Origin of the sequence: Chryseobacterium sp. WG14 (genome assembly GCF_024586945.1) — a bacterium.
In the GTDB taxonomy this organism is placed as follows: Bacteria; Bacteroidota; Bacteroidia; order Flavobacteriales; family Weeksellaceae; genus Chryseobacterium.
Genome location: NZ_JALCZD010000015.1, coordinates 86,704 through 109,815 on the forward strand (window position 1 = coordinate 86,704; position 23,112 = coordinate 109,815).

Sequence of the window (23,112 nt, forward strand, 5' to 3'; positions counted from 1 at the left end):
AAATTTTAATATTCTTTAAGAATCTAAACTGGAAATATCCCGGGGAAACATCAGTATATGTCTTGTTGTCTTATTCACCATTAACCCTGATAAAAGCTGGTCTTCAGCTTCATGAAGCCTTGTTTTTTTACCATTTTTATGCAACAAATAAATTGGCTGTTTTTCTGTATGATAGGGAAGAAGTTTTCTTTTGATTTCATGCACCAATTCTTTACCGTTATCAATTCCGAAAAATTCATTGGTATTTTTTATTTTTTCTTCAATGATTTTTTCATCAAAAGCCTGTGTTGAAATGATTGTCTTCGGAAGGTTTCTCTGAATCACACATTTACACCAATATGACAATATAAAATCATCAGAATTCTGCCACTCTTTCATCGCCTGGATGACGTCATTATCATCAAGCTGTGTAAATCTTTCTATATCTTCATCTGAAGCTGAGCTTTTTTCGCGGTATAAAAAGTATTTCAGATTTTCCGTTGCAGGAAGTTCCTTCCCTTGAGAAATCAGATATTTTGCACGTTCCAGAATTTTTACCAAAAGAAATTCGGCTAAGGCAGAGGTTTTATGATAGTATACCTGCCAGTACATAAACATCCGGGCAGTCAGAAAGTTTTCAATGGAATAAATTCCTTTGGCATCTATGACTAATTCTCCTTCTTCACAAACATTCATCATAGAAATAATTCTCTGGGTATTAATATTTCCCTCTGATACTCCTGTAAAAAAGCTATCTCTTTTCAGATAATCCAGCCGGTCAACATCCAGCTGAGAAGAAATCAGCTGATTAAAAAATTTTCTATGGTACTTCCCCTGAAACATTTCAATAGCCATTGAAAGCTGTCCGTCAAATTCGTCATTAAGCTCGTTCATCAGCAGCAATGAAAGATTTTCATGATGCCAGTCGTCCATCAGCATACTTTCCAATGCATGAGAAAAGGGACCATGACCAATATCATGCATCAAAATCGCCAGCATTGCCCCCTTTTCTTCTTCCTCAGAAATTTTAATGCCTTTCTGTTTTAATGTTTCCAATGCCGTAAACATCAGGTGCATTGCCCCCAAAGCATGATGAAACCTTGTATGGGTTGCTCCCGGAAAAATAAGATTCAAAAGACCTGTTTGCCCAATTCTCCTCAATCTTTGAAAATAAGGATGTTCAATGATATCAAATAAAATTTCGTGTGGTATTTTGATAAATCCGTGAACGGGATCGTTGATGATTTTAAGCTTATTCTGCATTGAAACTTCAATATTAGTAAACAAAGTTAGGAATTTTAAATTTTAGGACTCATTAATTTACTATTAAGATCTCATCTACCCATTAATGCCGCCTACTTTTACTATTAATTTCACACCGGAAAATTTTTAAGTTCCTCAGATTTTCAAAGACCTGTTTATTTTAAAAAAATCTTTTGTAACTGTAATATTAAAGATCTATCTTTGAATGAAAACACAATAACCTTTAATGAGGAAACTCTCACTTTTCTTTTTTATTTTTTTAAGTTTACACTTTTCCGCCCGGGTTTTATCAGAAAACCAAAAACTGGAATCACTATGCCGAGTCTGGGGATTTTTAAAATACTACCATCCCAATGTGGCAAAAGGAAAATTGGATTGGGATCAGCAACTTCTTCTTAAGATCAATGAACTTGAAAAGATTCATGATAAAGAAGAACTCAACCTTTTATATTCTAACTGGATTGAAAGCCTTGGAAAAATAGATGAATGTAAATCATGTTTAAAAGAAAGTGACAAGATTTATTTTCTGAATAATTTTGACCTAAAATGGATAGACAATTCTAATATATTCAATGAAAAAACAGCCCAAAAACTTCATAATATAGAAAATAACCGGAATACAGGTAACAACCATTATTTTGGAAAAGGAGGAAGAAAAGTATATTTCAGAAATGAAAATTCTTATGGTTCAAAATTTACTGCCAAAGAAATTGGATTATTGGAACTTTTCAGATACTGGAATTATGTGGAATATTTTTTTCCTTATAAATATGAAACAGATCAAAGCTGGAGTGATGTTTTATCTGAAATGATTCCAACATTCCTTCATGTAAATAATGATGAAAATTATCACCTGGCCTTAGCTGAACTGGTAACAAAAACAGATGACTCACATGCATTTCTGTTTTCAACTTTAATTAGTCTTCATCAGTTCGGGAATAGAAAAATACCTGTAGAATATTCATATGCAGAGGGCAAGCTGGTGATTACCAAAGTAAATACTACCCGATTCCATGAAGAAACACCTTTACATGTGGGAGATGTGATTTATGATATTAATGGTAAAACCATTCCTCAAATGGTCAATGATCTTGGAAAATTTATTCCCGCTTCCAATTCGTGGGGAAAAATAAAAAAAGTAAAAAACCTCTTCCTTTTCAGCAATAAAGATTCAATTTCTGTAAAGATTGAAAGAGACGGACAAAATTTACCGATTACAGCAAAAACATATTTTGTAAAAGATCTCGTCTATGAAACAACTGCAGTTCCCCAAAAATGGGCATTCATAGATAATAAAAAAAGTATTGGTTACGTTAATATGGGAATTATTGAAAGGGAAGATCTGGATGAGATGTACAAAAACCTGGAATCTGCCGGATCTATTATTTTTGATCTTAGAAATTATCCCAGGCAGACCATTATACCCTTAAGCCACCTTTTACTTCCAAAACCGGCTGTTTATTATCAATTTAATTTTCCCGAAACCAATTATCCGGGCAAATTTTACAGTAGAAAAAACAGTATCGGAAGAAAAAATAAGAATTATTATAAAGGCAATGTAGTTGTTTTGGTGAACGAAGATACTCAAAGCCAGGCAGAAACAACTACCATGATGTTTAAGCAGCATCCAAACGCTAAAGTAATAGGGAGCAATACTTCCGGAGCTAACGGAGATATTATCAGATTTAAGATTGCTGACCTCGACACCTGTTTTACCGGGCTTGGCGCATATTATCCTGATGGCAGAGAAACACAAAGAATCGGTATCATTCCCGATATTATAGTAAAACCCACCGCAGAGGGCATAAAAAAGGGAATTGATGAGGTATTACAGAGGGCTTTGCGCTATATAGAAACCAAAGAATAAATGAAATGAAAACAGACAATTTTGACCATCGTTTTCATTTAACTAATATTTAACTTTTAATCTGCTCATTTTGTGAGATTTTAAACGGAATTGGTCAACATTTTGATAGAATAATCATGTAAAAAATAAATTATGTCAGAAAAGATATTATGGATAGATGATGAAATAGATTTACTTAAACCTCATATCGTATTTTTAGAAAAAAAGGGCTACCAGGTAACCCCCGTTAATAATGTGAACGAGGCATTGGAGCTTATGGATTCAGAGAAATTCGCATTAACATTAATTGATGAAAATATGCCCGGTATTTCCGGACTGGAAGCTATTCCTATGATCAAGGAAAAAGACAATTCCCTGAAAATAGTTATGGTAACTAAAAGTGAAGAAGAACACATCATGGAAGAAGCTATCGGATCTCAGATTGCCGATTACATCTTAAAACCTGTGAATCCTAACCAGATTTTGCTTTCATTAAAGAAAAACCTTCAGGAGGACAATCTGGTGGAGCAGAAAACAATTCTGCAGTATCAACAGGAGTTCAGAAACCTTTCTATGGAACTTTCCTATCTGAGAACGTATCAGGAATGGGCAGAGTATTACAAGAAGATCCTTAGCTGGGAAATTAAATTTGATAAAGTAGCAGATAATGAATTTGCTGATCTTCTGCAGTCGCAGAAAGAAGAGGCTAATATTCAGTTTGCAAAATTTATTGAAAAAAATTATGAAGACTGGCTTGTTGACTCAGATAAACCTTTGATGAGCCATACCCTTTTCAAAGAAAAAGTAAAACCGGAAGTAGAAAAAGAAAAAGTACTTCTTTTGATGGTTGACAACCTTCGTTATGACCAATGGAAAGTGGTAGAACCATTATTCACAAAATACTACAATAAAATTTCTGAAGATTATTATTACAGTATTCTACCTACCGCAACACAGTATGCAAGAAATTCTTTTTTTGCAGGTCTTATGCCGTCAGAAATTGAAAAACGTTTCCCGGACAAGTGGTTCAATGACAATGAGGAAGGTAATAAGAATGAGTTTGAGCGTGATTTCCTTGAAGATCAGATGAAAAGAATCGGACTTGGTTCTAAGTCTATGAAATATCTTAAAGTATTGAATGCTGATTTTGAAAGAAAAATCTATGATGACTTCAATCAGCATAAAAACAATGACCTTTTAGTTATTGTTTATAACTTTATTGATATTCTTTCTCATGCTAAAACAGACAACCATATTGTAGACCAGCTTATCCGTGATGATAAGACTTTCCGTTCTCTTACTTTCAACTGGTTTGAAAACTCTTCACTACTGAAGATCATTAAGGCAGCAGCAGAAAGCGGATATAAACTGGTTATTACCACCGATCACGGAACGGTATATGTAAAAAAACCAAGCAAGGTTGTTGGCGACAGGGAAACCTCCACCAATATCCGCTATAAAACAGGAAAGAGCTTAACGTATGACAGCAGTGATGTATGGGCAATTACTAATCCTGAAAAGCTTTTCTTACCAAAAGGAAACCTGAGTTCAAAGTATATTTTTGCTAAAAACAATATATTCCTTGCTTATCCTAAAAATTACAATCATTTTGTAAATTACTATAAAGAGACTTACCAGCATGGAGGAATTTCACTTGAAGAGTGTATTATTCCAATCAGTGTTCTAGAACCTAAGTAGTATTTTCATTTTTGAATATAAAGCGGAAAAAATCAATTGATTTTTTCCGCTTCTTTTTTTATAGTCTGAAAGAGTTTATATCTTCGTAAAAAATACAGCATGTTTATTATTTCGCTTACCTACAAAATGCCTCTTGAAAATGTAGAACGTTATATTCCTGAACATAATCTCTTTCTTCAAAAGTATTATGACTCCGGAGTATTCATCACTTCAGGAAGAAAGGAGCCAAGAACCGGAGGTATCATTATTGCCGATATCTCCTCTAAACATGAAGCGGAAAAGACCATCAGCGAAGATCCTTTTTATATTCATCAGATAGCAGATTATGAGATCATCGAGTTTATTCCTTCAAAATACAATGAAAACTTTAAATTCTTTATAAAAGACTAATGAGATTAATTACATACAACGTCAATGGAATCAGGGCAGCATTTACGAAAGATTTTTTAGGCTGGCTGAAGGTTGCTGATCCGGATATTATCTGCATCCAGGAAAGTAAAGCCGGAAATGATCAGATAGATATCGAGAGTCTTGAAAAATCAGGGTATCACAGTTACTGGCATTCAGCAGTAAGAAAAGGCTATAGTGGGGTTGGTATAGCCTCAAAAATAAAGCCTAACCATATAGAATATGGTTGTGGTATTGAAAGCTATGATAACGAAGGCAGAATCATCCGCGCAGATTTTGATGGATTTTCAGCTATTTCAGTATATGTTCCTTCGGCTTCCAATATTGAAAGATTAGATTTTAAGATGCAGTTCTGTCACGACTTTTTAGAATATATCAAAAATCTTAAAAAAGAAATTCCCAATCTTATTATATCGGGTGATTTCAATATTTGCCATGAAGCTATCGATATACATGATCCGATCCGCTTAAAAAATGTTTCAGGGTTTCTTCCTATGGAAAGAGAATGGATGACCAATTTCATCAATGAATGTGAACTGATTGACAGTTTCAGGTTTTTCAACGGTGATCCTGACAATTATACCTGGTGGAGCTACCGACAGAATTCCCGGGCAAATAATAAAGGCTGGAGATTAGATTATAATTTTACTTCATATAGTTTAAAAGACAAGCTTAATAGAGCTGTAATTTTAAAAGAGGCGGTACATTCTGATCATTGTCCTGCTTTATTGGAATTAGATATCTGATAAGCGCTAGTATGATCATACAAAAAGCCAGCTTAAACAGCTGGCTTTTTTAATTTAAATCATAAATTTAATCGACAATTTCATATTCAACCGGAATGGTACCATGACTGATATTTCCGATCTCATCGAACGCAGCTTTAGACATATCTAAAGATCTTGATGAATGGTAAGGCCCTCTGTCATTAATTCTCACTATTACCTCTTTACCATTTTTAAGGTTCGTTACCTTAACGTTTGTTCCAAATGGAAGCGTTCTGTTTGCTGCAGTAAACTTTGAGTTATCAAAGATTTCACCGCTAGCGGTTTTTCTACCGTTAAATTTATCGTGGTAGTACGATGCATAACTTGTTTTTTTCGCATCTAAGGCATTACTCGTAAACGAATAAACACCTAAGGTTGAAATCATCATTATGATTACGAGAATGAATCTTTTCATCATGTTGAACTTTTATTGGTTTTGACTGGGGCAAATGTATCAGGAATCTTTTAAAGTCCACAGTCGAAATGTTAAAATATGTTAACGAAAACAAAAACCTATGTTAAACAACCTTGCAATTCCCTATGGATAGGCATTTTAAGACACGTTGTTAAAAAGTGTTAAAAAAATAGTCTAAAAGTTAATATAATTAACTAATTCATGTATAATTAAAAAAAACAGTAAAGTTAAAGTATTGAAAATCAATATATTGAAAAAAAACCAATATTCAGTTTATTTTTAAAATTTGTTGTAAGGAGACAAAAGTTTTAAGATTAAAGAGAAAAGAAAAAATTTGTAATAAAGGCTGTTTCCTCTTATAAGGCTCCTCCTTTCAAAGTCATTTTAACAACAAAAATAAACCTCAAAAAATTTTAAACCCATTATTCATTCTTATATATCAATACTTAAACCCGTTTAAAAAATTAGTCGCAAAAGCTGAATGAAAACTTATAAACACTTTAGTTTTATTTTAAGTTTAAACTGTTTAAAAATAAAAGTACACTTAATCAAAAAAAAAAAATTGATTTTTTAAAACTTACATGAGCTTATTTTCACAGTTTTATTAAAGAAACTTGTGACTCTTGACTATTGAATCTTCGATTTGCGGTTAAAATAAAAAGTATAAACAGGTTCCTTCTTAAACTCTTTAGATTAAAAAATAATATTACTATCAAAAGTTAGGAAGAATACCCTGTTATTTTATATTTTTCTTCTCAAACTCTGGTCAATTTAAAATATGCGTATTTAATCAGCTGAATTTTCCTAGTCTCAGGCTTTAATCCTAAAGATAGTCTTTTAAGATGTTTATAACCTGTCTGCGCAATTCATTTACCTACTGCTATAATTAAAAAAACCAATGAGAAGACTCATTGGTTTTATATGTAATTAAATTAATTTTTAGTTTTTCAAATACTCTAATACATACTCATATGTATCAGCCGGATAAACTACAGACATACTAGGAGATCCTGTAATAGCATTTCCAGCAGAAGTAGCTACCGTATAAGAATATAAACTTCTGTCATATACCGTATTTGTTCCAGCTTTATAGATCGTGATTCCATACATAGCGGTCATCCCTGCAGGAGCAGGAATATTTACTGCTGTAGAAGTACCTAATGTAGTAAATGCACCTTTAACAGCATATACCTGCTTGTTATTTACTGAAGTATTAGTTATAGTTTCTGTTGTAAGGATATTCACTTTACCTGCATTAGCATTAGATCCTCCTAATGGCAACCATTTACCCGGAGCAACATCTGTAGACTGACCTGGGTTAGAGAAATAGTAAAAACCAGGAGTTACAGCAGTTACTACTCCGTTACCAGTAACAGTATTACCGGTAGCCGTATTGTAAACTACCATACCATCATAAGCTGAAGGGAAGTTGATACCATCTAAACTAGCTGTTTTAAAAGTAAACTGTGTTAAATCTGTTGACGGGAATAATAATCCTTTTCCATCATTAACAGTTGAGTTATTATTTGTAGAACCATCTAAGAAGATGTTCTCATTTGGGAATTGGTTAATGATAGACCCGTTGGATAAAACCTGTGCACTTGCATATGTACCTGCTGTCACAAAAAGTGCTAATATTATTTTTTTCATTTGCTTAAAGTTAAAAGTTACAATTAAATTCTATTATCTACCTGAAAGTATACCCCATACCTTTACACCAGCCTGGTCAACTGTAATGAAACAGAAAGATCCGGCAGAAGTAATTGTAGATGGGAAACCACCGATAGGTCTAGTAGGTCCGGCTACAGCAGTAGTATCCCAACCTATATTTCCAGGTCCGTTAGCAGATACACATCTTACTGAATTTAAAGGAAGCGTTGTCGCATCCGGTAACTTTAATACACTAGTACCTCCTAATGCAGTTGCAACTACTGAATAATCATCAGCTGCCCATACAATAGCAGTATTTGCATTATGAATTCTACCTTTCTGAATTTGGAAGTTTGGAGTAGAAGTGCCTCCTCCTACAGGTTTCCATGTAGAAGATACAGAATCATAATAATAGAATCCAACGGCAGTCACATTTGCTGTTTTAGTGGTAGTTGTACCATCTACAGCAGTAATATAAGTAAGCGCACCGTTCTGATCAGCAGTATAAGCATTATTTTTAGCTGCCAGCTGATCTTCAGTTAAACGAGGGACCAATAAAGCATCAGGTCTTGCAATGTCAGTAGTATTGGCTACTACATCTAATGTTGCGGCGGGTGTGGTTGTGTTAATCCCCACGCGCCCTTGCTGAGCCTTGGAAAGTGCCGAAAGGCAAACAAGCATAGTTGCTGTGAATAAAAATTTTTTCATAAGTTTTTAAAGATTTTAATTACATTATTTTCATCAGTATTTTTAAAAGGAATACGAATCCCAACTTGTGATTCTTCCTAGTTAATATAGACAAAGATAGTACATTATAGTCAATTTAAACAATATTTCAAACAAATAACTTATTAAGAGTATATATTTAAAAATATTGCTTATGGCGCAAATTTAAGACATAATTTTTTAATTTGTATACTTTATAAAATAAAATTAAAAAATCTTAATATCGAAAAAGCGCAAACAATTGAAAACCAACAATATAAAAATCAACAGAAACAGAATATTTATGTTAATTTTCATTAATATATTTTTATTTCAGGTCTGAAAGTCAAATTCAATACTGCTGATAATCAAGACTAAATAAAAATGATTACACCAATTCTCCGTATAGGTCAAATTCTTCAGCTGAGGTAATCTTCACTTCTGCAAATTCTCCTATAGAAATATAGGTTTCTTCAGCTGAAACCAAAACTGTGTTATCTACATCCGGAGAGTCATATTCTGTTCTTCCGATAAAGTAATTTCCTTCTTTACGGTCAAAGACACATGTAAAGGTTTTACCTATTTTTTCCTGATTTTTTTCCCATGAAATTTGTGACTGCAATTCCATGATTTCTTCTACCCTTGCCTCTTTTACTTCCTGTGGAATATCATCTTCCAATACATGGGCCGTTGTATTTTCTTCATGTGAATAGGTAAAGCATCCTAATCTATCAAATTTTTGTTCTCTTACCCAGTCTTTAAGTTCCTGGAACCTCTCTTGGGTTTCGCCTGGATATCCTACAATTAAAGTCGTTCTAATAGCCATATCCGGAACTTTCTCTCTGAATTTTGCTAAAAGCGCATCTGTTTTTTCATGGGTAGTTCCTCTCTTCATAGATTTCAAAAGATCTGAATTGATATGCTGAAGGGGAATATCGATATAATTACATACTTTCGGTTCTTCACGGATGATATCCAGAACATCTTCAGGAAATCCACTTGGGAAAGCATAGTGAAGACGAATCCATTCTATTCCCTCTACTTTTACCAATTCTTTTAAAAGATCTCCAAGTGCACGTCTTTTGTACAGATCTAATCCATAATAGGTAAGATCCTGAGCAATAAGAATCAATTCTTTTGTTCCTTTTTTAGCCAGTTTCTGAGCTTCAGTAACTAATTTTTCGATAGGGGTAGAAATATGTCCACCTCTCATCAAAGGAATGGCACAGAATGAACAAGGCCTGTCACAGCCTTCCGAGATTTTAAGGTAAGCATAATGTTTAGGAGTGGTTGTCAACCTTTCACCAACCAATTCGTGTTTATAATCTGCTCCAAGATGCTTTAAGAGAATAGGAAGGTCTCTTGTTCCAAAATATTGGTCTACATCTGGAATTTCTCTTATCAAATCCGGCTTGTACCTTTCAGAAAGGCACCCTGTAACGAATACTTTTTCCACTTCTCCTCTGTTTTTAGCTTCTACATAATCAAGGATCGTATTGATAGATTCTTCTTTGGCATTATCTATGAATCCACAGGTGTTAATGACTACAATATCACCGCGGTCTTCATGAACCACCTCTTTGCCATTCGCTTTTAATTGGCTCATTAAAACTTCAGAATCATATACATTCTTGGAGCATCCAAGAGTAACTACATTGATTTTCTTCTTCCCTACAGATTTTGTGCGCATCTTTTTGATTTTGAGTGTGCAAAGATACAAAATATTGAAGAGTAAAAAATTAAAAAATAAAAACCACTTTAGAAAAGTGGTTTTCAATATCTTATTTAAAAGTTTCCCTCAGCAAATGTAGGCAGGATTCTATCTTTATCTGAAAGCTGAACTACATCCAACGGTAACTTCCAGTCTATATTCAATTCAGAATCATTCCAGATAACGCTTCCTTCTGATTCTTTATTATAAAAGTTATCGCATTTATATGAAAAAACAGCAGTTTCACTTAATACAGAGAAACCATGTCCAAATCCTCTTGGTACATAAAGTTGCAATTTATTTTCAGGAGTAAGCTCAACACCATACCACTGGCCAAAAGTAGGAGACTCTCTACGAAGGTCTACAGCGACATCAAAAACTCTTCCTTCAAGGCAAGATACCAACTTTGCCTGTGCATGTTCTCCTTTTTGAAGATGCAATCCTCTCAACACACCATAAGAAGACTTCGAAATATTGTCCTGTACAAAATGACCGTTCATTCCCGTCAACTCTTCAAATCTTTTCTCGTTATACTTTTCAAAAAAGTAACCTCTCTCATCTTCGAAAATAGTAGGTTCTATTACGTAGCAATCTTTTAAGGAAGTTTCTTTTATTTTCATATTTAGGTTTTAATTTTTTTATAAACTGTATTTCTTTTTTAAGCTCAATTTTAATCCCAGATATACACCACCTGCAGGAATAAAAACAATTAATACAATAGCCCAAATTGGCAAGTGCGAATGTATTAAAAATATATTTATGAATAATTGTACTAGAGCGTAAACACTGCTGATAACTAAATGAGAGACTTTTTCCTCATTGGCGAAAAGCTGATATAAATGCCTTCTATGGGCCTCGAAAATATTTTCTTTTAATACTATTCTTTCAATAATGGTAAGTACTACTTCCATTCCGTAGATGGCTAAAAGTAAGATGTATTTATATTCACCTGTTCTCATAATCAGCAATGTAATGAGCCCAATTACCCAAAAGCCAATCCCCATACTTCCTACATCACCGGCAAAACATTTTGCTTTTTTTCTGAAATTAAAAAACAAAAAAACAAGACATGCCAATAGGGGATAATAAATAAAATCATGATCTGTAAACTGAATAACCTCTCTGTTGATATATGCCAGAGACCCCAGGGTAACCAAACTGTAGATCCCTGTCATTCCATTAATACCATCCATAAAGTTATAGGCATTGAGTGTCCCTATGATCACAACAAATAATATAGGCCAGACCCAGAAAGGCATTAAGGCAAAGGCTCCGGTAAAATATAACAGCAAAATAACTGAAATAAGATGAACAGACAGCCTTATTTTATTAGATAATGTTCTAACATCATCAATAAAACTTATTGTACATATGGCAAGCAGACCCAATCCAAAAGACCAATACTCCTCTATTACCAAGCTGGGGTTAAACGACCCAAAAATAATAAATGCAACAGGAAAGATAATTCCTCCGCCTCTTAAGGTAATCTGTGTATGGGCGCTCCTGTGGTTGGGTTTGTCAATAATATTATATTTATCAGCTATTTTAAAATACATCAGCATTACAATAAATAAGACAATTATTATAATTATATATTCCATCATGTGTTTTTAAAGCTTTTTATTGTTTTAAAAAGGCCTTCTTCTGCGGATACAGGAAGTTTTTTTATATGTAAAGCATTTTTAATTTTTTCATTTGAAACCTGATAACTTTCCGTTAGCTTTTTCAATCTTTCAGAATTTAAAGGTAATTTTAAAGCATCACCTAATTTTGCTGCTGAAGAAATCATTCCGGAAGGCAGCCTCCACAACTTGCTTTTTCTCCCTGAAGCCTTCCCTATAATTTCTATCAAATCATTTGTAGAGATACTTTCATCGTCAGCAAAATTATAAATTCCGGAGGGAATATCTTTATTTTTAAGTATTTCGTGTATTAAAAAGTTTAAATTGTCAATACTCAAAAATGAACGTTTATTGTCAAAAGCTGCTAACGGCCACGGAACACCCTTTTCTACCACTTTATACAGGAGATTCAGATTTCCTTTATTTCCAGGACCATGGATCATGCATGGACGGATAATAAAAAACCTCTTTCCTTCGGGAAGGGTTTTTGATAATAAATATTCTTCAGCCAAAAGCTTAGATTTTCCATAAGACGTCTTAGGGTCGGATACATGCCCTTCATCCAAAATTCCATCAACGGTATCTGCTGTTGCTTTTACACTGCTGAAATAAATAAAATCTTTGATATTTGAATCTAAAAATTCATCAAAAAGTTGAATTGTTAAATCTCTGTTTACCTTAAAATATTCTTCCTCAGCAGAAGTATTTGCAGTATCATGAGCTTTTCCCGCAAGATGGATTATTGCATCAGCATCAATATTAAAAACGTAACTGCTTCTAAGGGAAAGACCTAAAGCAACAAAATTTTGTTTTTCTAAATATTCAGATAAGTTTTGTCCGACAAATCCGGAGATCCCTGTGATAAGTATGTTCATTTTAATAGCCTAATTTTGTATGTATTATATCCCAAACTTTTGTTTCTTCAAAGTTTTCTCTCACAAAACTTCTACCGTTATCTCCATGAAGTTGCTTCATTTCGGGATTTTCAATATAAAATTCAATTTTTCCTCTAATATCTTCCGCATTATTTTTAATAAAAACACCTGTTTTATTTTCAATAATTGATTCAGTACATCCTGTAGCTTTAGTTATCAAAACTGGCAAATTCATAGATGATGCCTCCAAAGAAACAGTGGGAAATCCTTCACGATAGGTAGGTAGTACAAAAACATCCATTAACTTGAAATATGGAGCTGCATTTAATACAAATCCTGTATTGATAATACGAAGGTCATTTTCAATCATCCTTTTTGATTCTTCGCTAATTGAATCTCTTTCTTCAATTGGCCCCACTAAAAGAAGCTTTATGTGATCGTATTCTTCTCTAAGAGTTTTCCATGCTTCAATAAGCTCATTAATCCCTTTATCTTTTACCAATCTTCCAACATAGCCTATTACAAAATCTTTGTCTGTAATTTTAGTCTGGTTCCTAATATCTTTTATCAGGTATTCATCTTGTTTTTCTGGATTAAATTTATTTTCCGTATCTATTCCGTTACAAGTACCTAAACCTAAGATAATATTCTTAGATGGATTATTTAATTTATCGTGTTCGCTTATTTTTTTGACAGAATTGCTTACGCAAACAACTTTTTTCGCCAATGTGCCTGAAAGTCTGTCAATATTTTTGAGCAGAAACCTCTTGAGACCTTTACTTGTTTCATAGATAATCCCATGTCTAAAATATACTCTGTTATTGACTCCTGCAAAAAAAGCGGCAATCATTGCAACCATTCCACCTTTTGGGGTGTGACCTATAACTGTATCAATATTATTGTCCTTTATGAATTTATAAATCTTAAATATTGCTTTTAAATCAGTAATGGGACTAATGCGCCGCGTTACATTGACGGCAAATGGAGTATAATTTAGCGATTCACTGAGCTGAAAAAATTCATCAGAAGGGCTACAACCTAAGAAATATTGGTTTGATGTTTTTTCTTTGAGATAAGAAAACTGTTTTCCAAAAAAATGATTTATAACAAAAGAAACAGTTATAATATGTAGAACTTTTTTGTTACTCATTTATAAGATTTTTATAAAGACTATAGTGATTGGAGACCATTATTTGCACATCATAATTCTTAGAACGTTCAAGTGCATATTTTTGCATTTTTAAATAATGAATTTTATCAGTAATTAATTTTTCAATTTTTTTTGCCAAATCAACTTCATCCTCTCTCTCAAATAACAAGTCGGGGGTTCCTATTACCTCAGCTAATCCGGAAACATTCGATCCTATTATAGGTATTCCTGCTGCCATAGCCTCTACGGCAGCTAAACCAAATCCTTCCCAGTGAGAGCTTAATATTGCTATATCCGACATCTTTAATAATGAATAAACATCTTCTCGAATGCCTAAAAAATTAACTCGCTCTTGTAAATGAAGTGAATTCATCAAAATTTTTAATTGTTCTTTTCTTGCTCCTTCTCCAACCAAAATTAATTTGTAGTTTTCAGGTAATTTTTGCATAGTTTTAATAACTGTATCCTGATCTTTTTCATTTCTGAAAGCTGCAACCATTATTAACAGAACATCTGTCTGGTTATATCCAAAATTTAATTTATCATATTTAATAGCATTTTTAATTTTTTCAAGATTAACTCCATTTTCAATAACAAGTAGTTTTGAATGATCAATCCGAAGCTTCTCTATTAAAATGTTCTTAACTTGTGGGGTAATGCATATAATTTTAGAATAATATTTATCTATAAATTTTTCAGCAAATCTGAGTTTGGGATTATTTAGTCTTTTATTCCCCGTACTATGTTCAGTAAATAATAACTTAATCTTAGAAAAAGATAAAATTTTTGCTAAAACAACAAAATATTGAGCAGGAAACAAATGAACGTGAACCAAATCATATTTTTTCAAATAAGGTATCATCTTAAAGATATATTTGGGATTGTAATAAGAATCTCCCAAACTAAATATTTTTGTTATGCCTAACTTTTCGAGCTGATAATAGAATGGAGTTTTATTACCGTTCAGCAATAAAACATCTACTACAAAACCACGCTCGACTAGTAAAGGAACTATTTCTACCAAATTTTTTTCAGCACCTCCTATGCTCAAACAGTCAATCACTTGAAGAATTCTCATCGTATATCAAAATTATTTTGGAGCTTGTTATTACTTAGCTTACTCTTACCATAATTAAATATTGAATAATTTTTATTTATGCTGGTGCTCTTGAAAGTATTTCCAAGTAATTCTACATTTTTTGACCTTATATTAAATACAGAATTGGAATTATAAATATAATTATCGTCCACTATGAATTCATTATCCTGAAAAATAATCAAATTTTCTTTACTCTTTCCTGTTGTTATAATAAACACAAACGATCTGTCTCCATAACTTCCTTCTCCATAGGATTTAGTAAATTTAACATTCTTAAGAAGGTTTACATTTGAAATATTGTTTTTAGAAAATATTGTTGGTTTATAAGGTTTTTCAAAATTTTCTACTATAACAATGCCTAAATCTGAACCTTTGAAAATATTATTTTTAACAGAATGCCCACCATATGTATTCTCAATGTGCAAAGGGCGATCATAACCTTCTACTATTTGATTATTTAAAACTTGAATATTTTCGGAAAAAAATTCTAATACTATTCCGCATCTGCCTAATTGATTTGTACGTAGAAGTTTGTTTTCTATATAATTATTTTTCACTATTCCGTTTGCAACATTTGCGAGATATATGGCATCACCATAATCATCAAATTTAGGGTTACTACCCCAAACATCTATTAGTTTACAATTTGTAATTTCCACAAATTTAAATCTAGAATTCAAAGGCAAATTGAGTGGGTCCGTTGTTGTGATATGGATTCCTTGCCCATAAAAGTTTTCAATCTGCACATTGTCTATGTATACATTGCTCATATCAGTAATTATCAGAGCCGCCTTCCATTCTTTCTTGTTTATGTTTGGATGTTTGGAACTGTATGGCATATTATTACCGATAATTTTAATCTGATTTAATTTAAATGTGCCTGTTGATGGATTTGTGAAAAAACCTCTAGCATGAATGATATGTTCCTGAGAAGTAGAGTGAATCTCGGCAATTTTACCATTAATCATTTCACTACTGATTTCTAAAGATTTATTTGTATAATCTATAGCCAACTGCTTATTAACATTGTACACTCCAGATCCAAAAATTATCTTAGAATCTGAATATTTAACTGCTTCATTTATACATTTTTGAATAGCCTGAGTATCATCTTTATTATCATTATACACTGCACCAAAATCTCTTACGTGAAAGACTTTAACCGATGCGAAACCCAAAATTCCACAAAAAGACAATGCAAGAATCAAAATACCTTTTTTCATACAAAATTGTTATTAGATTGGTTTTCTTAATAATGTTTTCAATACTAAATTTTTAACACTTATCACTTTAAAAGAATTTCTGACTACTATTCTAAGACGCTGAATAAGATTAACTTCCGTAAATCTCAAATAATCTTTAAAAAGTTTTCTCTTCTTTTCATCCATTATTAGTTTGTATGTTTCATAAAAACTTTTATTTGCATTATAGTGCCTTTTTTCAATAATAGGATTATTGTAATTTAAAAAAGTTTTAAGTCTTAGGAAAAAAGAAGTTTCAATATTTCCCGTCACATTATTATCATGTTGACGATATAGCATAAGCGGTTTATCTATATAAATCGTTTCCCCAAAAGTTACAGAAAGGATGGTAATAAAATGATCGTGCATATATACATAATCAGGAAAAATATGGTTAATTTTTTCTAACATCAATTTGTTTATCATAACACAGCAACCATGAATTCCACCGTTCAAGAAAATACTATCTTGAATATTATTTCTATGGAAAGTTATGAATTCAATCTGAATATTTACATTATTTTTATAGATGTAGCCATTTGAATAAATCATGGCGGGCGTCTTTTTATCTTTTATTCCATTATAGTGAAGTTCTATTTTATCATGCATCCAAATGTCATCCTGATCACAAAACATAACAAAATCAGATGTTGAAAAAGACAACAAATGCATAAAATTTTTGCCCGCATTTCCGAATTTTATGCCATCTTCAATTAGAATTATTCTCGGATCATTTCTTTGATACTCTTTAATGATATCTATCGTTTTGTCGATCGAACCATCATCATGTACTAACAGTCTCCAATCAGAATAAGATTGATTCTTAAGTGAATCAATTTGTTCTTTTAAAAATTTCTCACCATTATATGTGGCTAAAAGGATATCAATCATTCGGAAAAAGATATTTCATATGGTCGTATAAGTTCAGGATTTATAATCCTTATTCCATAAATTAGGTAAAAAACACTTAAACAAAAATATAAAATGAAGAAATTTTCTTTTCTCTTAATATGTTTTCTTGCCATAAATAATAAAATTGATATTACTATAATAGAACACTGAAATAAAATAAAAGTAAATCTTTGAAAAATAGCAGATTGAACAAAAAGTAAATTGAGAGAGACACTAAAAGCCAAAATTCTAAAATAAAAGTTTTGATTCTCAGTAAATACTATTTTTTTTGAATATCTATCAAAAATATAATAAATTAAAATTAAAAAATAACCGAAAATAGATATTGCGTATCCTCCTCCTCCCTCTTCCTTCAAATATTCATCCATATGGGCATTACTGTAGCCATAAATAAGAAGCAAAGGAAAAAAATTGACTAAACTACCTAAGATAAAGCAGGGAATAGGGAGCAGAATCAAAACGTTTTTATTTTTGAAATACTTCAAAAAGGGTAATGTAGGCAATAGGATCAGTGCTGAATTATGAAATGAAAATGCTAGTAAAAAAAACACTAAGCTTCTCACATATTTTTTTTCAATAAAATTATCAATACACCAAAAACAAAATGCTGCACAAAGACCATATCTTATCTGTGTAAAATCTCTGTATATGAGAAAAAATGATAAGTATGCCAATAATGAAATAAAAATAAAATTCGTCTTCTTAACAAAAAAACTATAATTGACCGCAGCCGTAGCAATTGCCATAACCATTAATACATTTCTAAAAGTACCTCCTAATTCTCCAATAAATTTGTTTAAGAAAGTATAACCCTTTTCGACGTACCCATATCCTCCCTCTATCAATTCGTTTATAGTAGATTTCGAATAAATATAAAACATACTTTCATACATTTGGCTATCATTGTCATTTCCTATTTTTCTAAAACTTATCAAAAAGATTACTATCAAACAAAATATACAATAAACAAAAAGTTTCGGACCTCGATAAGAAACGAAATCAAAAAAGCATAATAAAAATGCAACAAAAAGTATCAGGTAATATGTGTCCACTGCAGATTAATTTAATTTTCAAAATAGTTTAGCATTTGTCTCGATACATTTGTCCAATCAAACTGTTTAATATCTTGATAGGCAATTTCCGTTTTCTTTATGATATCTTCTTTACTACATTTTAAAAAACTAAGTATCATTTCTTCTATGGCATTCACATCTTCTATAGGGATTAGAAATGCATTAGAGTTTGATGAAGGATAATATCCTGTGGTTATAACCGGAACTTTACATGCCATGGATTCTAGGATTGGGTAATGGATAGCGTCCAACTGTATTGTCTGTGCACAGATATATACGTCCAAAGAATTATAAAAATTGGCTAAATTTTCATCTCCATCAGGCTGGCTAGTTATTATACCTTCAATATTTTCTAAATCTTTTGTACCAAAAGCAACATTCAATTCAATATTCAGATTATATTTATTTTTTAGGTTTTTGAAAGCCTCTATAATATAGCCAGTTCCTTTGTGTTTCTCTTTTCTACCAATAGTACCTATAACAAGCTTTTCACTCTTTTTATTTTTTATTTCTTGAAAGATATTTAAATCCAGACCAGGTGGAACATATTTTTCAGCCTTAATTTCCTTATAATCAAAATACATTTTAGAATTTACAATCATATTTAGACCCAATCCATAAGACCGTTTACTAATATACTGAAGCACTCTATTCTTTAATGTAAGTGGTTTAAAAAAGTCTGGTTCATATGCCTGAATATAATAAAATTTTTTGGCACTATTAATACATTTTGCAACAGGTTGTGCAGTCAATGAATGATTGGCTAAAATTATATCACAAGTAATGTTATCCAACACATTTTTCAAAATCCTTCTTAATGAAAAGATGCCTAAAACAGGAGTATTATACTCCATCTGATTTGTAGAAGACAAGCTGCCACTATTGTCATAATATAAAACTTCAGCCTTGGTTGGATAGTAGGGAATATCACTGCTTTTATGAGATAAAAATACGACTTTGTGCCCATCCTTTATAAAGTGGTTAGCCAATTGAGAAAGCACTCTAAAACCACCCGCTTTACCATACGCATATATAGGAATAATTATCTTCATGTAATTTTAAATAGCTTATTTTTAAATATAAAAATCATTGATACAAAATATATAATATAATTGATACAATATGATTGAGTTGCTCCAACAACTCCGTTTTGATTAATGAAATAATAAGACAAAACAACCAACAAGACAGAAAACACTATTTCGGTTGTGATATAGGTTTTTGTCATGGATTTTGCCACCATTACAAAAGCTAACAACCAGCTCATAATTTTGAAAAAATCTCCAATCAATTGCCATAAAAATAGTTCTTTCATTGGATAAAATTCCTTTGTAAAAAGTATATTTATTACCATATCTTTTAAGAAATAAATGAACAATAAAGTTACAAATATTAGTGGAGTTATGATTTTATAGGTTTTAAGGATTTCTTGTTTCAACAGTTTATTATCTTTTATCTCAGATAATTTTGGCAAATAATAAACACTAAAAGATGTCGTAACAAACATAAGATACATTGCAGAAATCCTGTTGATTCCTTCCCAAAAACCTGCTTCTGTTATCGAAAATTCTTTAATAATATAGCCTCTTATCAACAATTGTGACACAGGACCCGTCATTGCAGTTACAAGCGCCATCAAACTGAAAGAAAGGTATTTCTTAATGATAGTCTTATCCCAACTACCCCATAATTCTTTCGAAAACCATTTTTTTTCTTTTAAATAAAAGAGAGTGATAAAAAAAATAATGCCTTGGTAGGTGACTAAAGCTACTAAAGTTCCTTGCAAATCATAAAACCAAGCTAATATAATTGTAAATAGTAAGCTAACAATATTTGTAAAGATATTAATTGTAACAAAGATCTTAAACTCTTTGAAACCATTAAGCACTGATAAGAAAAAATTGTTAAAAGATAATAAAACCAAACTCACCCCGAAAAGGATAAAGAGGTAATAGTATTTTGTCTCAAACAAAATCCATTTGCTAAGATATATGGAAAAAATGATTAAAAACAGTCCAGATATTAATGAAAAAAAAGTGGTTAATTTAAAACCATTTTTAAGATATTTTTTTAGTTCTGATTCATTCTCTTTATATTCTGAAACATATTTTACAATACCATTATTGATTCCACCAGCTCCTATTGTCGTAAATATTGCTGTAAAATTTTGCAACTGCCCTACTAATGCAACACCAGCAGGACCTATTACACTAGCTACAACTTTTACAGTAATGTAACTGGTAATCAATTTGATTAATGTAGAAAGCCCTGTAAATGAGAAAACTTTTACAAGATCACTTGTTAGTACTTTCTTTATTTTCGAAATCATTAAAACCGGTTAATAATAGAGATTACATCAGAAACTTCTTTCTCACTCATCACTGGCGAAATAGGCAAGCTCAAAACTTCATTATGTATTCTTTCCGTAATTGGAAATGACAAATCATTCCATTCCTTGTAAGCTTCTTGTTTATGAGGTGGAATAGGATAATGAATGATAGTTTGTATTCCATTTTCTGTAAGATAAGTCTGTAGCTCATCCCTTTTCCCTGTTCTGATTACAAAAACATGCCATACATGCTCATTCTCATCTGCAGGATATTCAGGAAGTATAATACTCGAATTTTTAATTTCGCCTATTAATCTTTTGGCAATATGTTTTCTTACCTCATTTTCATTATCTATATACTTTAGTTTTACATCCAATACGGCAGCTTGAATTTCATCAAGTCTCGAATTTAATCCTTGGTATATATTAACATATTTCTGATTTGAACCATAGTTTGCCAAAGCTCTGATCGCTTTTGCCAAATCATCATCATTGGTTGTCACAGCTCCAGCATCTCCCAAAGCTCCAAGATTTTTACCCGGATAAAAGCTAAAACCTGCAGCATCCCCAAGGTTTCCAGCTTTTATGCCCTTCCATTCTGCGCCGATAGCTTGAGCGTTATCTTCAATGATTTTAAGATTATGCTTTTCCCCTATTGTCTTAAGCTCTTCAGAAAATACAACTCTTCCCTGAAGGTGTACAATAAGGATTCCTTTCGTTTTAGGGGTAATTTTTTCTTCAATTTTAGAAATATCAATATTATAAGTATTGATCTCCGGTTCCACTAAAATAGGAACCAGATCATTATCTGAGATGGCAAGAATAGAAGCAATATAAGTATTAGAAGGAACTAAGATTTCATCTCCTTTCTTCATTACGCCCATCTCAATATAGCCACGAAGAATAAGGCGTAAGGCATCTAAACCATTAGCAACACCAATTGCATGTTTTGAGCCTATGTATTGGGAAAGATTTTTTTCAAAATTAGAAAGTTCACTACCCATAAGGTACCAACCTGATCTGAAAACTTCCAGAAGCTTTGCTTCTATTTCGTTTTGATACTGAAGATTGATCTTTTGTAAATCAAGAAATTTAATCATTATTCTATGTTTTTAATCTTTTTAGCGGGATTACCTACCCATAATTCATTAGCTGGCACATCTTTAGTCACCACACTCCCTGCTCCAATTAAAGCATTTGTTCCAATGGTAATTCCTCCCAAAATGGTAGCATTTGCGCCAATACTTGCTCCCTTCTTAACAATTGTCTGCTGAAATTCTTCAGGATATTTCTTAGATCGTGGATACCTATCATTGGTAAATGTTACATTAGGTCCAATAAATACGTTATCTTCTATTCGCAATCCATCCCAAATCTGTACTCCAGGTTTTATGGTTACATTATCACCTATAATTACATCATTTTCAATGAAAACATGACAATTGATATTGCAATTATTTCCAATGACTGCGTTTTTTAGAATAATACTAAACTGCCAAACGAATGTGTCTATCCCAATATTAGTTGTCTGAACATCAGATAAAGAATGAATTCTATTCATTGATATAGTTTAAAAAATCTTGATAATTTCTAATATAGTCCTTTTCATTAAACGAATGAGAGGCTAATACTAAACAAATTGCACCCGAAGAAAAGTTAACTTCTGAAGCCCATACTCCCGGAGGAATATGTAATCCTATATCAGGACGATTAAGAAAGACCTGTCTTTTGAATTTTCCATCATCTAAGGAAACTTCAAAACTGCCACTTGCCGCAATGAGGAATTGGTGGCATTCTTTATGGGCATGTGCTCCACGGCTTTCACCACCAGCAATATCATAAAGATAAAATACTCTCTTTATATTAAAGGGAAATGATGAGTCGTTCTCAACAACTGTTAGATTCCCTTCTGCAAAATTGATTTTTCCCAAATCAATTACACTGCAATCAAATACTGAAGCCTTACTTTCCATTGACTAATATTTTAAACTCTTCAAAATCTCTAATATAATCTTCATTATTATATAGCTTGTCTGATACAATAAGGGCTAACGAATTAGTAGAAAAATTCTCTAATCTTCGCCAATACATTTTGGGAATGTACAAACCATAGTAAGATCTGTTTAAAGAAAATCTTTCTTCTTTTATACCATCATGGAGTATTACATCAAAACTTCCTGAAAGTGCAATAATAAACTCCTGCTGTTCTTTGAACGCATGGCTTCCTCTTATTTCTCCTCCTGGCACATCATAGACCCAATAAGTTCTTACAATCTCAAAGGGTAGCTGATTGGGATGTTCAAAAAAAGACAAATTACCCCTGGGATCAACAATTTTAGGAAGTGTAATGAGAACCGGCTTATCCATAA

The 23,112-nt window shown here is 32.1% G+C and carries 23 protein-coding genes; 4 read left to right on the forward strand and 19 right to left on the reverse strand.

Annotated features, from left to right (window positions below):
- Positions 1 to 15: 15 nt before the first annotated feature.
- On the reverse strand, positions 16 to 1,242 hold the full coding sequence (locus tag MP478_RS20215; RefSeq protein ID WP_257191821.1) for an HD domain-containing protein: 1,227 nt from the start codon (positions 1,240 to 1,242) through the stop codon (positions 16 to 18).
- A gap of 355 nt (positions 1,243 to 1,597) precedes the next feature.
- On the opposite strand from MP478_RS20215, the gene MP478_RS22635 reads away from it, so the two are divergent.
- The 4 genes from MP478_RS22635 (at position 1,598) to MP478_RS20235 (ending at position 5,940) form a co-directional block, all read left to right on the forward strand.
- Positions 1,598 to 3,109 carry a S41 family peptidase gene (locus MP478_RS22635; RefSeq protein WP_257201477.1) on the forward strand — a complete coding sequence of 504 codons (1,512 nt, stop codon included), beginning with the start codon at positions 1,598 to 1,600 and terminating at the stop codon, positions 3,107 to 3,109.
- A gap of 132 nt (positions 3,110 to 3,241) precedes the next feature.
- Positions 3,242 to 4,786 (forward strand): bifunctional response regulator/alkaline phosphatase family protein, encoded by a 1,545-nt coding sequence (locus tag MP478_RS20225; RefSeq protein WP_230040375.1) that lies wholly within the window; start codon positions 3,242 to 3,244, stop codon positions 4,784 to 4,786.
- A 99-nt stretch (positions 4,787 to 4,885) separates the two neighbouring features.
- A complete protein-coding gene (locus tag MP478_RS20230) occupies positions 4,886 to 5,176 on the forward strand; it encodes a YciI family protein (protein WP_230040377.1) in 291 nt (96 codons plus the stop codon).
- Entirely contained in the window at positions 5,176 to 5,940 is a 765-nt protein-coding gene (locus MP478_RS20235) for an exodeoxyribonuclease III (protein WP_257201478.1), read from the forward strand. The genes MP478_RS20230 and MP478_RS20235 overlap by 1 nt, the downstream gene beginning before the upstream one ends.
- Positions 5,941 to 6,007: 67 nt before the next feature.
- Here the strand turns inward: MP478_RS20235 and MP478_RS20240 are convergent, their stop codons facing one another.
- The 18 genes from MP478_RS20240 to MP478_RS20325 form a co-directional block, all read right to left on the reverse strand.
- Positions 6,008 to 6,379, reverse strand: coding sequence for a septal ring lytic transglycosylase RlpA family protein (locus MP478_RS20240; protein WP_230040381.1), 372 nt, complete (start codon positions 6,377 to 6,379; stop codon positions 6,008 to 6,010).
- 936 nt (positions 6,380 to 7,315) lie between these two features.
- Positions 7,316 to 8,026, reverse strand: coding sequence for a hypothetical protein (locus MP478_RS20245; protein ID WP_257191791.1), 711 nt, complete (start codon positions 8,024 to 8,026; stop codon positions 7,316 to 7,318).
- Positions 8,027 to 8,059: 33 nt separating this feature from the next.
- Entirely contained in the window at positions 8,060 to 8,734 is a 675-nt protein-coding gene (locus MP478_RS20250; protein WP_257191792.1) for a hypothetical protein, read from the reverse strand.
- Positions 8,735 to 9,119: 385 nt separating this feature from the next.
- Positions 9,120 to 10,421 carry a 30S ribosomal protein S12 methylthiotransferase RimO gene (rimO, locus tag MP478_RS20255; RefSeq protein WP_230040392.1) on the reverse strand — a complete coding sequence of 434 codons (1,302 nt, stop codon included), beginning with the start codon at positions 10,419 to 10,421 and terminating at the stop codon, positions 9,120 to 9,122.
- 95 nt (positions 10,422 to 10,516) lie between these two features.
- Positions 10,517 to 11,062, reverse strand: a complete 546-nt coding sequence (gene rfbC / locus MP478_RS20260; protein WP_257201479.1) for a dTDP-4-dehydrorhamnose 3,5-epimerase — start codon at positions 11,060 to 11,062, stop codon at positions 10,517 to 10,519.
- Between the two features lie 18 nt (positions 11,063 to 11,080).
- A complete protein-coding gene (locus tag MP478_RS20265) occupies positions 11,081 to 12,046 on the reverse strand; it encodes a glycosyltransferase family 4 protein (RefSeq protein WP_257201480.1) in 966 nt (321 codons plus the stop codon).
- Positions 12,043 to 12,939: an NAD-dependent epimerase/dehydratase family protein gene (locus MP478_RS20270; RefSeq protein WP_230040399.1), complete on the reverse strand. Its 897-nt coding sequence runs from the start codon at positions 12,937 to 12,939 to the stop codon at positions 12,043 to 12,045. Before MP478_RS20270 ends, MP478_RS20265 begins: the two co-directional genes overlap by 4 nt.
- Before the next feature lies 1 nt (position 12,940).
- Positions 12,941 to 14,089: a glycosyltransferase family 4 protein gene (locus tag MP478_RS20275; protein WP_230040400.1), complete on the reverse strand. Its 1,149-nt coding sequence runs from the start codon at positions 14,087 to 14,089 to the stop codon at positions 12,941 to 12,943.
- Positions 14,082 to 15,167: a glycosyltransferase gene (locus MP478_RS20280; RefSeq protein WP_230040402.1), complete on the reverse strand. Its 1,086-nt coding sequence runs from the start codon at positions 15,165 to 15,167 to the stop codon at positions 14,082 to 14,084. The genes MP478_RS20275 and MP478_RS20280 overlap by 8 nt, the downstream gene beginning before the upstream one ends.
- The gene (locus MP478_RS20285) at positions 15,164 to 16,411 is read right to left on the reverse strand and encodes a right-handed parallel beta-helix repeat-containing protein (protein WP_257201482.1); all 1,248 of its coding nucleotides are present in this window, start codon (positions 16,409 to 16,411) and stop codon (positions 15,164 to 15,166) included. The genes MP478_RS20280 and MP478_RS20285 overlap by 4 nt, the downstream gene beginning before the upstream one ends.
- A 12-nt stretch (positions 16,412 to 16,423) precedes the next feature.
- Positions 16,424 to 17,320 carry a glycosyltransferase family 2 protein gene (locus MP478_RS20290; protein WP_257201483.1) on the reverse strand — a complete coding sequence of 299 codons (897 nt, stop codon included), beginning with the start codon at positions 17,318 to 17,320 and terminating at the stop codon, positions 16,424 to 16,426.
- Positions 17,317 to 18,393: an EpsG family protein gene (locus MP478_RS20295; protein ID WP_257201484.1), complete on the reverse strand. Its 1,077-nt coding sequence runs from the start codon at positions 18,391 to 18,393 to the stop codon at positions 17,317 to 17,319. The genes MP478_RS20290 and MP478_RS20295 overlap by 4 nt, the downstream gene beginning before the upstream one ends.
- Positions 18,394 to 18,404: 11 nt before the next feature.
- Complete coding sequence (locus MP478_RS20300; protein WP_257201485.1) at positions 18,405 to 19,466, reverse strand: glycosyltransferase family 4 protein; 1,062 nt, start codon at positions 19,464 to 19,466, stop codon at positions 18,405 to 18,407.
- Positions 19,463 to 20,743: an O-antigen translocase gene (locus tag MP478_RS20305; protein WP_230040411.1), complete on the reverse strand. Its 1,281-nt coding sequence runs from the start codon at positions 20,741 to 20,743 to the stop codon at positions 19,463 to 19,465. Before MP478_RS20305 ends, MP478_RS20300 begins: the two co-directional genes overlap by 4 nt.
- A complete protein-coding gene (locus tag MP478_RS20310; protein WP_257201486.1) occupies positions 20,743 to 21,843 on the reverse strand; it encodes a DegT/DnrJ/EryC1/StrS aminotransferase family protein in 1,101 nt (366 codons plus the stop codon). The genes MP478_RS20305 and MP478_RS20310 overlap by 1 nt, the downstream gene beginning before the upstream one ends.
- Positions 21,843 to 22,304 carry an acyltransferase gene (locus MP478_RS20315; protein WP_230040415.1) on the reverse strand — a complete coding sequence of 154 codons (462 nt, stop codon included), beginning with the start codon at positions 22,302 to 22,304 and terminating at the stop codon, positions 21,843 to 21,845. Before MP478_RS20315 ends, MP478_RS20310 begins: the two co-directional genes overlap by 1 nt.
- On the reverse strand, positions 22,297 to 22,716 hold the full coding sequence (locus MP478_RS20320; protein ID WP_230040417.1) for an FdtA/QdtA family cupin domain-containing protein: 420 nt from the start codon (positions 22,714 to 22,716) through the stop codon (positions 22,297 to 22,299). Before MP478_RS20320 ends, MP478_RS20315 begins: the two co-directional genes overlap by 8 nt.
- The gene (locus tag MP478_RS20325) at positions 22,706 to 23,110 is read right to left on the reverse strand and encodes an FdtA/QdtA family cupin domain-containing protein (RefSeq protein WP_257191813.1); all 405 of its coding nucleotides are present in this window, start codon (positions 23,108 to 23,110) and stop codon (positions 22,706 to 22,708) included. The genes MP478_RS20320 and MP478_RS20325 overlap by 11 nt, the downstream gene beginning before the upstream one ends.
- Between the last annotated feature and the right edge of the window lie 2 nt (positions 23,111 to 23,112).

Excerpts from the sequence above, each read along its gene's own strand:
- MP478_RS20265 (WP_257201480.1), bottom strand. The coding sequence starts at position 12,046 with ATGATGGAATATATAATTATAATAATTGTCTTATTTATTGTAATGCTG.
- MP478_RS20240 (WP_230040381.1), bottom strand. The coding sequence starts at position 6,379 with ATGATGAAAAGATTCATTCTCGTAATCATAATGATGATTTCAACCTTA.
- MP478_RS20275 (WP_230040400.1), bottom strand. The coding sequence starts at position 14,089 with ATGAGTAACAAAAAAGTTCTACATATTATAACTGTTTCTTTTGTTATA.
- rfbC (WP_257201479.1), bottom strand. The coding sequence starts at position 11,062 with ATGAAAATAAAAGAAACTTCCTTAAAAGATTGCTACGTAATAGAACCT.
- MP478_RS20230 (WP_230040377.1), top strand. The coding sequence starts at position 4,886 with ATGTTTATTATTTCGCTTACCTACAAAATGCCTCTTGAAAATGTAGAA.
- MP478_RS20215 (WP_257191821.1), bottom strand. The coding sequence starts at position 1,242 with ATGCAGAATAAGCTTAAAATCATCAACGATCCCGTTCACGGATTTATC.
- MP478_RS20325 (WP_257191813.1), bottom strand. The coding sequence starts at position 23,110 with ATGGATAAGCCGGTTCTCATTACACTTCCTAAAATTGTTGATCCCAGG.
- MP478_RS20305 (WP_230040411.1), bottom strand. The coding sequence starts at position 20,743 with ATGATTTCGAAAATAAAGAAAGTACTAACAAGTGATCTTGTAAAAGTT.
- MP478_RS20245 (WP_257191791.1), bottom strand. The coding sequence starts at position 8,026 with ATGAAAAAAATAATATTAGCACTTTTTGTGACAGCAGGTACATATGCA.
- MP478_RS20235 (WP_257201478.1), top strand. The coding sequence starts at position 5,176 with ATGAGATTAATTACATACAACGTCAATGGAATCAGGGCAGCATTTACG.
- MP478_RS20315 (WP_230040415.1), bottom strand. The coding sequence starts at position 22,304 with ATGAATAGAATTCATTCTTTATCTGATGTTCAGACAACTAATATTGGG.
- MP478_RS20250 (WP_257191792.1), bottom strand. The coding sequence starts at position 8,734 with ATGAAAAAATTTTTATTCACAGCAACTATGCTTGTTTGCCTTTCGGCA.
- MP478_RS20320 (WP_230040417.1), bottom strand. The coding sequence starts at position 22,716 with ATGGAAAGTAAGGCTTCAGTATTTGATTGCAGTGTAATTGATTTGGGA.
- MP478_RS20280 (WP_230040402.1), bottom strand. The coding sequence starts at position 15,167 with ATGAGAATTCTTCAAGTGATTGACTGTTTGAGCATAGGAGGTGCTGAA.
- MP478_RS20285 (WP_257201482.1), bottom strand. The coding sequence starts at position 16,411 with ATGAAAAAAGGTATTTTGATTCTTGCATTGTCTTTTTGTGGAATTTTG.
- MP478_RS20290 (WP_257201483.1), bottom strand. The coding sequence starts at position 17,320 with ATGATTGATATCCTTTTAGCCACATATAATGGTGAGAAATTTTTAAAA.
- MP478_RS20300 (WP_257201485.1), bottom strand. The coding sequence starts at position 19,466 with ATGAAGATAATTATTCCTATATATGCGTATGGTAAAGCGGGTGGTTTT.
- MP478_RS20310 (WP_257201486.1), bottom strand. The coding sequence starts at position 21,843 with ATGATTAAATTTCTTGATTTACAAAAGATCAATCTTCAGTATCAAAAC.
- MP478_RS20225 (WP_230040375.1), top strand. The coding sequence starts at position 3,242 with ATGTCAGAAAAGATATTATGGATAGATGATGAAATAGATTTACTTAAA.
- MP478_RS20270 (WP_230040399.1), bottom strand. The coding sequence starts at position 12,939 with ATGAACATACTTATCACAGGGATCTCCGGATTTGTCGGACAAAACTTA.
- rimO (WP_230040392.1), bottom strand. The coding sequence starts at position 10,421 with ATGCGCACAAAATCTGTAGGGAAGAAGAAAATCAATGTAGTTACTCTT.